At 63.9% G+C, this 12,259-nt stretch carries 14 protein-coding genes; 8 read left to right on the top strand and 6 right to left on the bottom strand.

Annotated elements, in window-relative coordinates:
* Nucleotides 1-61 precede the first annotated feature (61 nt).
* The 3 genes from argF to LNV09_RS20195 are packed head-to-tail and all read right to left on the bottom strand — an operon-like array spanning nucleotide 62 to nucleotide 3,743.
* A complete protein-coding gene (gene argF / locus LNV09_RS20205) occupies nucleotides 62-1,060 on the bottom strand; it encodes an ornithine carbamoyltransferase (RefSeq protein WP_263558878.1) in 999 nt (332 codons plus the stop codon).
* Nucleotides 1,061-1,082: 22 nt separating this feature from the next.
* The gene (locus tag LNV09_RS20200; protein WP_263558877.1) at nucleotides 1,083-2,306 is read right to left on the bottom strand and encodes an arginine deiminase; all 1,224 of its coding nucleotides are present in this window, start codon (nucleotides 2,304-2,306) and stop codon (nucleotides 1,083-1,085) included.
* 27 nt (nucleotides 2,307-2,333) lie between these two features.
* Entirely contained in the window at nucleotides 2,334-3,743 is a 1,410-nt protein-coding gene (locus LNV09_RS20195) for a basic amino acid/polyamine antiporter (RefSeq protein ID WP_263558876.1), read from the bottom strand.
* 197 nt (nucleotides 3,744-3,940) lie between these two features.
* Here LNV09_RS20195 and LNV09_RS20190 point away from each other — a divergent pair, with 197 nt between their 5' ends.
* Nucleotides 3,941-4,774, top strand: coding sequence for an N-acyl amino acid synthase FeeM domain-containing protein (locus LNV09_RS20190; RefSeq protein WP_263558875.1), 834 nt, complete (start codon nucleotides 3,941-3,943; stop codon nucleotides 4,772-4,774).
* Between the two features lie 185 nt (nucleotides 4,775-4,959).
* Nucleotides 4,960-5,769 (top strand): flocculation-associated PEP-CTERM protein PepA, encoded by an 810-nt coding sequence (pepA, locus tag LNV09_RS20185; RefSeq protein WP_263558874.1) that lies wholly within the window; start codon nucleotides 4,960-4,962, stop codon nucleotides 5,767-5,769.
* A 99-nt stretch (nucleotides 5,770-5,868) separates the two neighbouring features.
* Here the strand turns inward: pepA and LNV09_RS20180 are convergent, their stop codons facing one another.
* The 3 genes from LNV09_RS20180 to LNV09_RS20170 form a co-directional block, all read right to left on the bottom strand.
* Complete coding sequence (locus LNV09_RS20180; RefSeq protein ID WP_263558873.1) at nucleotides 5,869-6,561, bottom strand: Crp/Fnr family transcriptional regulator; 693 nt, start codon at nucleotides 6,559-6,561, stop codon at nucleotides 5,869-5,871.
* 145 nt (nucleotides 6,562-6,706) lie between these two features.
* Nucleotides 6,707-7,432 carry a Crp/Fnr family transcriptional regulator gene (locus LNV09_RS20175; RefSeq protein WP_263558872.1) on the bottom strand — a complete coding sequence of 242 codons (726 nt, stop codon included), beginning with the start codon at nucleotides 7,430-7,432 and terminating at the stop codon, nucleotides 6,707-6,709.
* 106 nt (nucleotides 7,433-7,538) lie between these two features.
* A complete protein-coding gene (locus LNV09_RS20170; protein ID WP_263558871.1) occupies nucleotides 7,539-8,258 on the bottom strand; it encodes a Crp/Fnr family transcriptional regulator in 720 nt (239 codons plus the stop codon).
* A 304-nt stretch (nucleotides 8,259-8,562) separates the two neighbouring features.
* Between LNV09_RS20170 and LNV09_RS20165 the strand changes: the two genes are divergently transcribed.
* The 6 genes from LNV09_RS20165 (at nucleotide 8,563) to LNV09_RS20140 (ending at nucleotide 12,259) form a co-directional block, all read left to right on the top strand.
* Nucleotides 8,563-9,546 carry a DnaJ C-terminal domain-containing protein gene (locus LNV09_RS20165; RefSeq protein WP_263558870.1) on the top strand — a complete coding sequence of 328 codons (984 nt, stop codon included), beginning with the start codon at nucleotides 8,563-8,565 and terminating at the stop codon, nucleotides 9,544-9,546.
* Nucleotides 9,547-9,557: 11 nt separating this feature from the next.
* Nucleotides 9,558-9,881 (top strand): chaperone modulator CbpM, encoded by a 324-nt coding sequence (locus LNV09_RS20160; RefSeq protein WP_263558869.1) that lies wholly within the window; start codon nucleotides 9,558-9,560, stop codon nucleotides 9,879-9,881.
* Between the two features lie 74 nt (nucleotides 9,882-9,955).
* On the top strand, nucleotides 9,956-10,507 hold the full coding sequence (locus LNV09_RS20155; RefSeq protein ID WP_263558868.1) for an NADPH-dependent FMN reductase: 552 nt from the start codon (nucleotides 9,956-9,958) through the stop codon (nucleotides 10,505-10,507).
* Between the two features lie 116 nt (nucleotides 10,508-10,623).
* Complete coding sequence (locus tag LNV09_RS20150; RefSeq protein WP_263558867.1) at nucleotides 10,624-11,022, top strand: DUF4398 domain-containing protein; 399 nt, start codon at nucleotides 10,624-10,626, stop codon at nucleotides 11,020-11,022.
* Between the two features lie 44 nt (nucleotides 11,023-11,066).
* The gene (locus LNV09_RS20145; protein ID WP_263558866.1) at nucleotides 11,067-11,999 is read left to right on the top strand and encodes an OmpA family protein; all 933 of its coding nucleotides are present in this window, start codon (nucleotides 11,067-11,069) and stop codon (nucleotides 11,997-11,999) included.
* Between the two features lie 11 nt (nucleotides 12,000-12,010).
* Nucleotides 12,011-12,259 carry a hypothetical protein gene (locus LNV09_RS20140; RefSeq protein ID WP_263558865.1) on the top strand — a complete coding sequence of 83 codons (249 nt, stop codon included), beginning with the start codon at nucleotides 12,011-12,013 and terminating at the stop codon, nucleotides 12,257-12,259.

Genomic DNA, 12,259 nt, shown 5'->3' with positions numbered 1-12,259 from the left:
AGGATTCCGAGCATTCGGCCAACGACGCATGGCGGTTGCGCAGTAGAAAGCTTTCGGACTCTCATGCCAGGGTGGCGACCAGGACCGCCTTGATGGTGTGAAGGCGATTTTCGGCCTGGCTGAAAACGATCGAGGCTTCGGACTCAAACACCTCGTCCGTTACTTCCAGCTCGCTCAGACCATGCAGCTTGTGGATCTCGCGCCCCAGCTCGGTGTCGAGATTGTGCAGGGCCGGCAGGCAATGCATAAAGCAACTGCGCGGCTTGGCTGTCGCCTGCATCAAGGCGGCGTTGACCTGGAAGGGCAATAGTTGATCAATGCGCGCTTTCCAGACCTCGGCCGGCTCGCCCATGGACACCCAGACATCGGTATAGACGAAGTCCGCGCCGGCCACGGCGGCAAGCGGGTCTTCGGTGATGCAGATGCGGGCGCCGGTCGTCTTGGCCAGCGCACGCATCTGCTCCACCAGCTCGGCCGGTGGCTGCAGCGCCAGGGGGGCAGCGATGCGCACATCCATGCCCATTTGCGTGCCGCCCACCAGAAGCGAGCAGCCCATATTGAAGCGTGCGTCGCCAAGATAGCAAAAGCTCAGCTCATGCAGCGGCTTCTCGCCGAACTCTTCCATCGTCAAGAGGTCGGCCAGCACCTGGGTCGGGTGGGCCTCGTCGGTCAAGCCGTTCCAGACCGGCACGCGCGAGTAACGGGCTATGTCCTCGACCACGCTTTGGTGAAAACCGCGGTACTCGATGCCGTCATACATGCGGCCGAGCACGCGGGCGGTGTCTTTCAGCGATTCTTTGTGGCCGAGCTGCGAGCCGACCGGGTCGATATAGGTGACATGGCCGCCTTGGTCATGCACGGCCACCTCGAAGGCGCAACGGGTGCGGGTCGAGGCTTTCTCGAAGATCAGCGCGATATTCTTGCCCTGCAGGCGCGGATGCTCGGTGCCGGCATATTTGGCGCGTTTGAGCTCGGCGGCCAAGTCGAGCAAGAAGCGGATCGCGCGCGGCGGGAAGTCGCGCAAGTCCAGCAGGCTGCGGTTGCGGAGGTTGAAGCTCATGGGGGTTCCTGTCCTTAGGGTTTCAAATCTCATCTCGGGTGATGGGGCAGCTCATGCAATGGCTGCCGCCGCGCCCGCGCCCAAGTTCGCCGCCGGGGATGGTGATGACCTCGACACCGGCCTTGCGCAGCCGCGTGTTGGTGAAGACATTGCGGTCATAGGCCACCACCACGCCGGGAGCCAGGGCCAGCAAGTTGTTGCCGTCATCCCATTGCTCGCGCTCGGCCTCATAGGCATCGCCGCCGGTAGCGACCGTGCGCAGCCGGGGCAGACCCAAGGCCTTGGCCAAGCTGTCCAACAGGCCTTTCTCGCCATGCTCGCTGCGCACATCGACGCTGCCGGGCTTGTTGCCCGGTCGCAGGCTGTGCAGGCGAATCGCGTCCACCATCTCGGGGAATACCGTCACCAGATCGACATCGCAGAAGGTGATGACGGTGTCCAGATGCATGGCGCCGCGCGATTTGGGCAACTGGGCGGCCAGCACATGGCTGGCGTCGCCGCTGGCGAACAGGCGTGCGGCCAATTGGCAGACCGCTTGCGGCGCGGTGCGCTCGCCCATGCCGATCAACACAACGCCGTTTCCCAGCGGCATCACATCGCCGCCCTCCAGGGTGGCCAAGCCCATATCGCTGTCGGGGTCGCCCCAGAGCGGCTCGGCCTGGGCCGCGAACAAGGGGTGAAAGCGGTAAACGGCCGCCGTCAACAGCATCTCCTGGCGGCGCGCCGGCCAGTACATCGGGCACAGCACGGGGCTCTTGCCGACCCAGCAACTGCTGTCGCGGGTGAACAAGGTATTGGGCAAGGGCGGCAGCAGCAAGTCGGCCGGCCCGCTGCAAGCGCCGAGCAGGCCGACCGGCTCGAAGGGCAGATCGCTGCGGGCCAGGCCGCCGATCAAATAATTGGCCAGCTGTAGGGGGGGGAGGGCTTCGAGCCAGGGGCGCAGCTGTTCGGCCCCGGCCGGGTCGTAGAAGTTGGGCCCCAGCTTGCGATCCAGCAGCCAGGCGCGAGCGAGCGGGTCGCCCAGCGTCGCGCTCAGCAGGTCAAGCAGCTCCAGCACTTCGACGCCGCGCTCGGTCATCATCGAGGTGAAGGCGTCATGGTCGCTCTGCGCGCGCGCCACCCACAGCACGTCATCGAACAGCAGCTCGTGGCAGTTGGCCGGCGTCAGGCGTTTTTGCGCCAGACCGGGCCGGCAGACCAGCACCTGGCGCAGTCGACCGACTTCGGAATTCAGTCCTGGTGTCATCAGATACCCCTTCAAATAACGATTGACTTACAGACCCAGCCGACCCGAGCTGAGCATCCATGCGGCAAGCAGCGCCAAGCCCAGCAAGCCAGCCAGCAGCAGCCCTTCATGGCGCTTGAAGGCCGGCTCACCTCGTTCGCGCTTGGCCCAGAAATACAGCGCCGCACCGGGCGCATAGAGCAGGGCACTGAGCAAGAGGTACTTGAGCCCGGCGGCATAGAGCAGCCACAAGCAGTAGGCGACGGCCAGCGCTGTGACGATGCGCAGGGCGGGCTTGGCATCGCGGCGCACCAGCAGAGCGCCGTAGAAAGCGCTGAACAAATAGGGCAGCAAAATCATCGCCGTCGACAGCGAGATCAAGGCCAGGTAAGAGGCTTTGGAGAACAGCGTCAGCAGCAAAAAGGCCTGCACCATGGCGCTGCTGAGCCAGAGCGCATTGGCCGGCACACCGGCACTGTTTTGCCGCCCCAGCCAGGCGGGCATTACACCCGCATTGGCCGGCGTGAACAGTGACTCGGCAGCGAGCAAGGTCCAGGCCAGGAAGCCGCCGCCCACCGACACGATCAGCCCCAGATAGATCAGCACCGCACCCCAGGAGCCGACCGCCCGCTCCAGCACGCCGGCCATGGACGGATTCTTCAGGCCCGCCAGCTCCGCCTGCGTCAGCAGGCCCAGCGACAGCAGTGACACCGCCATCAAGAGCGCCAGCGTGACGAGAAAGCCGATCACGGTGGCGCGGCCGACATCAACGCGCCGCGCCGCGCGGGCCGAATAGACGCTGGCACCCTCGATGCCGATGAAGACCCAGACCGTCACCAGCATGGTGCTCTTCACTTGCGCAAGCACCGAACCCAGCTCGGGGCCACCCCAGAAATCGAGCTCGAAGACCTTGAGCTGAAACGACAGGGCCACCAGCACAATGAAGAGCAGCAGCGGCAGCAGCTTGGCCAGGGTCACGACGCCATTGAGCATGGCGGCGCCCTTGATGCCGCGCAGCACCATGGCGTGCACCAGCCACAACAGGCCGGAGGCGCCGAGGATGGCGGCCGGCGTGTTGCCTTCGCCGAAGAGGGGGTAGAAGTAGCTCAACGCCCCGAAGGCAGCGACCAGATAGCCGACATTGCCAATCCAGGCGCTGACCCAATAGCCCCAGGCGGCGTTGAAGCCGACATAGTCGCCGCCCAGCTCGCGCGCATAGGCATAGACGCCGTTGTCGAGTTCGGGCTTGCGCATGGCCAGCATCTGGTAGCACAGGGCCAGCATCAGCATGCCCAGCCCGCTGATGGTCCAGCCGATCAGGATGGCACCCGCACCGGCACCGCCGGCCATGTTTTGCGGCAGGCCGAAGATGCCACTGCCCAGCATGGAGCCAATCACCAGCGCGGTCAGCAGGCGCAGCCCCAGTTTGGCCGAGGGTCTTGCATCAAGAGGTGACATGAAGGCTCCAGTTCAGACACAGCGCGTCCGGCTGAGTGCAACGCCATCTTCATGCGGCATGCGGTCTTCGACTGTTGGATACCGCACAGATGGCCATCTATGTCTGGGCATCAGCGTGCGCCGTCGCACCGACAGATGAGGCCGCCCCGGGCCCAATGCGCACAGCGGCGTGCTTGCGCCGGCAGTCAAGGAGAGACATGAACGCTGACACCATCATTGGCCTGCCCTTCGAGGCTGCCAAGCCTTTGCGATCCCTGCTGCAGCAAGCGTTCGAGCCTGCAGTGCCGCTGCCATCAAACTTGAACCAGCGCCTGTTCAAGATCCGCAGCGCCGACTCGGACGGGCAGCGCAGCTCGGCCAGCATTTTGGTGAACCGCATGTATGCCTGGCGCGGCTACAACACCGCGCCGGTGAGTGCCAAAGAGCTGCCGCTACGCATCACCTTGTTGGCCAGCGAAGAGGAGCTCACGATCGGCACCATCACCATAGGTTTTGATTCGCCCGCTGGCCTGAGTGCGGATGACCCCTTTGCGCTTGAGACCGCCGAGTTGCGTGCGCGCGGGCTCAAGCTGTGCGAGTTCACCCAGCTCGCCGTTGACAGCGTGGTGCGCTCAAAGCGCGTATTGGCTTCGCTGTTTCACGTGGCCTATATCTTTGCCCACCGGATGATGGGCTTTGACAGTCTGCTGATCGAGGTTAACCCCCGGCATGTGCGCTTTTACGAAGGCATGCTGGGCTTCAAGGTGCTGGGCCTGGAGCGCTTGAATCCGCGTGTGAATGCGCCCGCAGTGCTGATGAGTGTGGACTTTGACGACATTCAGCGGCAAATTGGGCTCTATGGCGGGCGACCCGAGTTGAGCCTGCAGGCCAGGTCGCTGTATCCCTATATGTTCTCAGTGGCCGAGGAGGCCAGCATTGTCGGACGTCTCAAACGCACGCAGCCCGATGCTGCCTTCGCACATGTACCGCTGGTTCAAGCCAATGCCTCAGTGGTAGAGGGTGCGTCCAAACTTGCTTTGCCACCGCTTTGAGGGGCTTCCGAAGTTTTGTTGCTCGCTGCGTGGGCCAGCGCACAGAGATGCGGCCGCGGGGTTTCTATTCTTCAGGTCTTCGTTCTTGGTTTGCGCGCCTCGTTCATTGCCCGGCGCTCACACCATGAACTTAGAAAGGCATCGAACATCCTGTTCGGTGTTCACCAGTACCCTGGAGTTCCACAATGAAAACGACTTTCACGTCCTTCTGCAAGCCGCTGCTGCAGCGTAGCGCCATGACTTTGGCATTGACGACCGTCTGCGCCAGCGCAATGGCCGCGCCTTTGCCGCAGTTCACCTTTGACCCGGCCGCGGCTGGATTGGCAGGTACTTCATTCACTGGGGACAATATCCTGATCTCCAACTACTCATCTGTGTTGTCGGGGCCTGGCGGCAGCTTCACGGAAAGTGGCTATCTGTCTTTCGGTGCCATGCAATTGGGTGGATCCACCTTCAGCCCGACCGGCTTGAATGAGACCTACGGCCTGTATGTTGCCTTCACGGGCACGGGGATGTCTTCTGCCGGCAATCCGGCCACGGGCGTCACCTTCGGCACCTTCACCTCGCTCAACTACACGCTGTACGGCTACAACGGCACGGCCAGCTTCGGCTTCAGTGGCAGTACCCCGACCGAGACCGCGACCGGCGAAGTGGTGCTGGCAACGGGCAGCTTGATTTCGGGTGCCGTGGTGACGATTCCGAGTGGTGACGGTGTGCATTTCACGCCTTCGGCCGCCGCCAATTTGACCTTCAATGTGGATGCCGGCCAAGCTGGGTTCTTCCAGTCGCCGTCGCCGTTCTACGGTCAGGCGATCACGGCCTTCACCAACACCAGTTCGCAGGTGCTGCCGGTGAATGGTGGGTTTTTGATCAGCCAAGGTGGCGGGTCGATCAACTTCGCGGCCGCCGTACCGGAGCCGGAGAGCTATATGTTGATGTTGGCGGGCTTGGCAGCAATGGCCTTTGTGGCGCGCCGCCGCAGCACCAAGCCTTGAGCTTTGCCTTGATCTGAAAAGAGCGGCCGCACAGCAATGTGCGGCCGCTCTTTGTTGTTCGGACTTTATGCTGGGGTCGAGCCTGCAGGGCGCCAGACTTCAAACCATGTTGGTGGCATAAATCAGCTTGTCCTTGGCATAGCAGCCGCAAGCGACGGCCTCCAGTCCGGCTCGGTTCAACACCGAGACATGGCCGCGGTGGTAGGCAATCAAGCCCTGACGCTGCAAGTGGCCGGCCCCCAAGGTGACACCAACGCGGCGCACGCCCAACATATAAGCAAGAAACTCATGGGTGACCTGAAAGTCATCGGCATGCGCCCGGTCTTGGCTCATCAAGAGCCAGCGGGCCAGCCGCGGCAAAACCAAATGAAAGCGCAAGCAAGTCGCGGAGCGCGCCATCTGCGCCATCAAAACATAGAGGTAGCGGTTCAGCATGCTGCGCAACTCTGGGCTGCGCGCCAACTCGGCTCGAAAGCTTGCGGCCTCAATGCGCCAAGCGCGGCCGGGCCCTTGCACCAGGGCCAGCAGCGGCGAGTGGTCCACGCCCAGCACCAAGTGCGCGCCCACCATACCCTCGCGGCCGACCATGCCCACTTCCAAGCCGGGATGACCATCAATCAAGGCGACCCGGGACACAAAGGCGTCGACCGGGAAGTAGACATGCTGGGTCCGCTGGGCGGGCTCGCTGAGCCGTTCAGACAGGCATAAATGCGCCGGCTCGCACAAGGCCAGCAGGCGCTCTTTCGAGGCATTGGGCAGCAACTCAATCAGGTGGTTGTCGGCCTGGGTCAAGATGACGCTCCCGAAGTTTGGGGCTATTGCGCGGGATGTTCACGCTTCTTCAAGCCGCTTTGCCGGAGCATTGCCACTGCATTCCCGCCGCGTGTTCGCCGTTTTTTTTGCGTCGGTGTTCCGTGCCGGTGAGGTGCGGCGGCGTTCATGCCGCCACTGGCACTTGGGTGGCCCGGCGCGGTTTGACGATCAAGGCCGGGCTGCCCATGCGCTGCTCCAGCCTGGCGCGGTCCAGCACCGCGATGCGGCCTCGGCTGTAGCTGATCAAGCCGGCCTGGCTGAGTTTGAGCGCGGCAGCGGTGACGCCTTCGCGGCGCACGCCGAGCAAATTGGCCAGCAACTCCTGCGTCATCATCAGCGCCTCGGAAGGCAGCCGGTCCAGGCCCATCAGCAGGCGGCGGCACAGCAACTGGTCGATCGAGTGGTAGCGATTGCAGGCGGCGGTTTGCGCTACCTGCGCCATCAAGCTTTGGGTATAGCGCAAGAGCATGGCCTGGATGGTGCCAGCGCGGGCTATCTCTTGCTTGACCAGGTGGGCCGGCAGGCGCAGGCCCTGACCGGCGCTTTGCACCACCGAGCGGCTGGGTGTGCCGTTGCCACCCATGAAGAGCGAAATGCCGACCACGCCGTCGCGGCCAACCACCGCGATCTCGGTCGATTCGCCGTCCTGGGTCAGATAGAGCAGGGAGACGATGGCGGTGGTGGGGAAGTACACAAACGCGGCAGTGCTGCCCGATTCGCACAGCACTTGGCCCAGGCTCAGCGCCACCGGCTCCAGAGAGCCGGCCCAAAGTGCCAGGTCCTCGTCGGGCAACTCGGCCAGCAGCAGGTTTTGGCGCGGCTCGCAGCTCAGGCTTGGGCTTGGTTTCATGACGGGCTCCGATGCGTTTTGGAGTGCCCATCTTTGCCTCGCGTCCCTGGCCTGACCATCAGCCGAGGGCTGATGCTGCTGTCAACTCTGTCCTACAGGGGCGCTCTCAAACTGCCATGGCCTTGGGCAGCAAGCGCTCATATTCTTTCTTGACCACCGCATAGCATTCGCAGCTACGCCGCTCCAGGCCGGGGCGGTCCAGCACGGTGATGTGACCGCGCGCATAGCGGATCAGGCCCGCTTGGCTGAGCTTGAGCGCACTCTCGGTCACGCCCTCGCGGCGCACGCCCAGCATATTGGCGATCAGCTCCTGCGTCATCACCAAGTCATGGCTGCGCAGCCGGTCCAGGCTGAGCAGCAGCCAGCGGCAGAGCTGCTGGTCGAGCGAGTGGTGGCGGTTGCAGACCGCAGTCTGCGACATCTGCGTGATCAACGCCTGCGTGTAGCGCAGCAGCAGATGCATCACCGGGCCGGAGCGCTTGAACTCCTCCTTGATGGCCTGCGCCGTCATCCGCAGACCCTGGCCCGCACTCTGGACTACCGCGCGGCTGGGCGTGGAGTCACCACCCATGAACAAGGAGATGCCCAGCAGGCCTTCAAAGCCCACCACGGCGATCTCGGCCGAAGCGCCGTTTTGCATTACGTAGAGCAAAGACACGATCGCGCTGGTGGGGAAATAGACATGGCTGAGCGTGCTGCCCGGCTCGTACAGCACCAAGCCCAGCGGCATGTCGACGCTCTCAAGATGGGGCAGCAGGCGCTGCCATTCCGGCTCGGGCAGCGCGTCGAGCAGGTGATTCTTGCGAAGGCTGGAAGGGGCGGCCATTTAAAACTCCAAGCGGCGAATATTGGCGAATAGCGCCAATAACGGCAAAAGCTTGCGGTGGAGGGGCCTGGTCAGGTTGAACCGGCAGTGTAGACCGCTACGGTGCTTGAAACGGACGCGGCGATGAAGTTAGGGGGGCTTGCCGGCGAACGACTTGCGTTGGCGCAACGCAGGCTCGAATTGCCGCCGCTTGTGTGCGCTGGCGCACAGACAGGCTGTGTTGCCGCCCGGCCAAATGCGGGGCAGCGAGCGCGGCCCTGATGGCCAGCGCCGCGCATTCACACACAGCGGGAAGCCTCAAGCCATGGAGTTCAAGGACTATTACCGCACGCTAGGGCTTGAGCGCAGCGCCACCGCCGATCAAATCAAGCGCGCCTATCGCAAGCTGGCGCGCAAGTACCACCCGGATGTCAGCAAAGAGCCTGACGCGGAGGCGCGTTTCAAAGACATCGCGGAGGCGCATGAAGCGCTTTGTGATGTGGAGCGGCGCGCCGCCTATGACGCCATCGACAAAGAGGCGCAGGGCGGCTCGGCGTTCAAGCCGGCGCCCGGTTGGAGCGATGGCTTTGCCTTCAACGGCGGCGAGTTTGCGGGTGCGCCAAATGGCGCGGACGGCGCGGGCGGCGCCCACAGCAGCTTCTTTGAGGCCTTGTTTGGTCGCCAGGCAGGGCGCGGCAATGGCCGGGGCTCGGCGCATGAATTCTCGCAACGCGCGGGCGCAGATCAGCATGCGAAGGTCAGCATTGATTTACTCGACGCCTACCGGGGGGCGCAGCGCACGATCACTTTGCATGTGCCTCAGCGTGACGCGGCCGGTGCTGCACAGATGCAAAACAAGCGCATCCAAGTCAGCATTCCCAAAGGCATACAGGCCGGTCAGCATCTGCGCTTGGCGGGGCAGGGGCAAATGGGGCATGGCGGTGCGCCCCCCGGTGATCTCTATCTGGAGATTGCGTTTTTGCCCAATGCGCGCTTTCGTGTCGAGGCCGGGGATGTCTATATGGACCTGCCTGTAGCGCCTTGGGAGGCGGCCCTGGGTGCGACGGTGAGCTTGCAAACGCCCGACGGCGAGCTGGCCCTGACGGTGCCGCCGGCGTCCAAAAGCGGGCGCAAGCTCAGGCTCAAAGGGCGCGGCTTGCCGGCCTTCAATGCCGGTGCCGCCGGCGATCTCTATGCGGTTTTGCAAGTGCAGCTGCCGCCGGCCGACACGCAGGCGGCCGAAGACGCCTACCGCAGCATGGCGGCGCAGTTCAGCAGTTTCAACCCACGCGTTTCGGTGCAAGCTTGAGGAGTTTCAAGATGGCCATGAATTTGGTGCAGCAGCAAGGGGCAGAGCCGGCGATCGTGGTCGAACGCGAGTGGCAATTCACGCTGAGCGGGCTCAGCCAGGCCTGCCAGGTGGATGCCTTGCAAGTGGCCGAGTTGGTGCACGAGGGGGTGTTCGGCGTGATGGGCGAAGACATGGGGCAATGGCTGTTCGAGGGCGCTGCGCTGCGCCGCGCGCGCCTGGCGCTGCGCCTGCAGCGCGAGCTGGATCTGGCCCCACATGGCACCGCCCTGGTGCTGGACTTGCTGGAAGAAATCGATCAACTCAAGCGCCGCCTGAGTCGCGCCGGCTGCTAACGAACGTGGCCTAACGCACAGACCAGTCAGATCAGCTTGCGTAAGTTCGAGTCTCCTTTTTGCGGAGACTTCTTATGCAGAACTATCAAGTGGCGGTGATCGTCGGCAGCCTACGCCGCGAGTCCTTCAACCGGCAGTTGGCCGGCGCCGTGATGCGCTTGGCGCCCGATTGGATCAGCTTCAAAGCCATCGAGATCGGGGACTTGCCGCTCTACAACCAAGACGACGACGCCACCCCCAGCGCGCCCGTGCAGCGCCTGCGGGCCGATGTGCTGGCCTCGCAGGGCTTGCTGTTTGTGTCGCCCGAATACAACCGCTCCATCCCCGGCGTGCTCAAGAACGCCATCGACCATGGTTCGCGCCCCTATGGGCAAAGCGTCTGGGCGGGCAAGCCAGCGGGCCTATTGGGCATATCGGTGGGCGTCATCGGCACCGCGCTGGCGCAGCAACATTTGCGCAATGTGCTGGCCTGCCTGGATGTGCCCGCGATGGGTGTGCCCGAGGCCTTTTTGCAGGCCAAGGAAGGCTTCTTTGATGCCGATGGCGGCTTCGGCGCTGGCGTCAAGGGCTTGATGCAGAGCTGGGTCGAGCATTACCTGGCCTGGCTCAAACAGCACGCCGACTGAGCCCTTGGCGCAGCGCTGTAGTCCCTGTCTGACAGCCGCTTGCGGGCTCGGCTGATGGCGATAGCGGGGCTGGCTCAGCATCATGGCAACAAGACATGCAGACCTTTGGAGAAGCCATGAAATACCTTGCCCTAACACCCCAACAGCAACAGCGACAGCAACATCCGCGAGTTGCGCTGCCCTTTGTCAGCCTGGTTTTGATCGCAGCATTGTCAGCGTGTTCCAGCACGCCGCCAACGGCGCAAATGGCGGTCAGCAAAGCGGCGGTCGAGCGAGCCGACACCTCGGCTGCAGTGGACGCGCCGGTGGAAGTGGCGGCCGCACGCCAAAAACTCAGTCTGGCCAATGCGGCCTTTGCCAACAAGGATTTTGAGCTGGCGCGGCGCTTGGCCGAGCAGGCCGAGGCCGACGCCGCGCTGGCCGAGAGTCAGGCCCGTTCGGTTCGCTCGGCCCGTGCGCTGGCGGAGGTGCGCGAGGGCATACGCCAGCTGCGCGATGAGATGTCGCGCAAGTGATGTCCAACACAACTCAGCCCCGTCAGCACCAGGAAAACCGCCCCATGAAATCATTTGCCTTTACCCCCAAGACATCCTCCTTGCTGCTCAGCAGCTTGCTGCTGGGCGCTTGCGCCAGCACGCCACCGGCAGCGCCGCCCGCCTTGGTGGAAGCGCGCCAGGCCGTGCTGAATGCCGAGGCAGACCCCATGGTGCGCACACATGCGCCATTGGAGTTGAAGACGGCCACCGACTCGCTCAGCCGCGCCAACGCGCTGCTGGCCAAGGGCGACGCCGGTGCGGAGCTGGACAGTTCGGCCTATGTGGCCAACAGCCAAGCGCGTCGAGCGGTCGCGGTGGCGCTGGCCAAGAGCAATGACGCGGCCCTTACCGGCAGCGAAGCCGAACGCGAGCGTGCGCGCGCTGATCAGCGCACCGCTGAACTACAGCGTTCGCGAAATCAGACCGGCATTGCGCAGCGTCAAGCCGCCGCCGCCGAGCAAGCGAGCGGGGTGGCTGTGGCCGCCGCGGTCAGCGCACAGGCCCAGACGGCGCAAGCACAGACGCAGCTGCAGGCTCAGCAGGCTGAGTTGGCCGCATTGCAGGCGCAAAAGACCGAGCGCGGCATGCTGGTGACCTTGGGTGACGTGTTATTCGAGTTGAACCGTGCCGAAGTCAAGCCGGCTGCCCAGCAGTCGCTGCGCAAGCTGGCCGAGTTTTTGCAGCAGTATCCGAATCGGCAAGTGTTGATCGAAGGCCATACCGACAGCAGTGGCGGCACGGCCCTGAATGAGGCCTTGTCGCTGCGCCGCGCCGATGCGGTCAAGGCGGCGCTGCTGGCTGCGGGCAATGGCTTGGCGGCGACGCGTATCGCGACGGTCGGCCATGGCGAGAGCTTTCCAGTGGTTGACAACGCAAGTGCCAGCAACCGGGCGCTGAACCGCCGGGTCGAGATCTACGTCTCGGAGAATGAGCAGCCCGTGCGTCCTCGGCGTTGAGGGGGATGACTATGAGGCACAACAACGCAGGCTCCGGCAGCACCTGGAGCACCTCATCGTTCGGCGACAGCGCCGACACGTCACCCGGTGAGCTCAAAGCCATGGGCGAGCACCTGGGCTTGTGCCGGGCCAACAGCGGCGGCATCTTTCGCTTGCGCTGTGCGGCCGAGACCTTGCATGGCTTTGTGGCACCACGTTTCGTCACCAGTCTGGTGCTGGCCTTGCTGCTGTTGGTGCTTGGCAGCGCCTTGCTTGGCTGA

The sequence above is a fragment of the Paucibacter sp. B2R-40 genome, assembly GCF_025717555.1.
GTDB lineage: Bacteria > Pseudomonadota > Gammaproteobacteria > Burkholderiales > Burkholderiaceae_C > Paucibacter_A.
This window is presented reverse-complemented; position numbering and strand designations above follow the sequence as displayed.

What these genes read in the sequence shown, in the direction of transcription:
- argF (WP_263558878.1), bottom strand. Translation starts at nt 1,060, where the DNA reads ATGAGCTTCAACCTCCGCAACCGCAGCCTGCTGGACTTGCGCGACTTC.
- LNV09_RS20200 (WP_263558877.1), bottom strand. Translation starts at nt 2,306, where the DNA reads ATGACACCAGGACTGAATTCCGAAGTCGGTCGACTGCGCCAGGTGCTG.
- LNV09_RS20195 (WP_263558876.1), bottom strand. Translation starts at nt 3,743, where the DNA reads ATGTCACCTCTTGATGCAAGACCCTCGGCCAAACTGGGGCTGCGCCTG.
- LNV09_RS20190 (WP_263558875.1), top strand. Translation starts at nt 3,941, where the DNA reads ATGAACGCTGACACCATCATTGGCCTGCCCTTCGAGGCTGCCAAGCCT.
- pepA (WP_263558874.1), top strand. Translation starts at nt 4,960, where the DNA reads ATGAAAACGACTTTCACGTCCTTCTGCAAGCCGCTGCTGCAGCGTAGC.
- LNV09_RS20175 (WP_263558872.1), bottom strand. Translation starts at nt 7,432, where the DNA reads ATGAAACCAAGCCCAAGCCTGAGCTGCGAGCCGCGCCAAAACCTGCTG.
- LNV09_RS20170 (WP_263558871.1), bottom strand. Translation starts at nt 8,258, where the DNA reads ATGGCCGCCCCTTCCAGCCTTCGCAAGAATCACCTGCTCGACGCGCTG.
- LNV09_RS20165 (WP_263558870.1), top strand. Translation starts at nt 8,563, where the DNA reads ATGGAGTTCAAGGACTATTACCGCACGCTAGGGCTTGAGCGCAGCGCC.
- LNV09_RS20160 (WP_263558869.1), top strand. Translation starts at nt 9,558, where the DNA reads ATGGCCATGAATTTGGTGCAGCAGCAAGGGGCAGAGCCGGCGATCGTG.
- LNV09_RS20155 (WP_263558868.1), top strand. Translation starts at nt 9,956, where the DNA reads ATGCAGAACTATCAAGTGGCGGTGATCGTCGGCAGCCTACGCCGCGAG.
- LNV09_RS20150 (WP_263558867.1), top strand. Translation starts at nt 10,624, where the DNA reads ATGAAATACCTTGCCCTAACACCCCAACAGCAACAGCGACAGCAACAT.
- LNV09_RS20145 (WP_263558866.1), top strand. Translation starts at nt 11,067, where the DNA reads ATGAAATCATTTGCCTTTACCCCCAAGACATCCTCCTTGCTGCTCAGC.
- LNV09_RS20140 (WP_263558865.1), top strand. Translation starts at nt 12,011, where the DNA reads ATGAGGCACAACAACGCAGGCTCCGGCAGCACCTGGAGCACCTCATCG.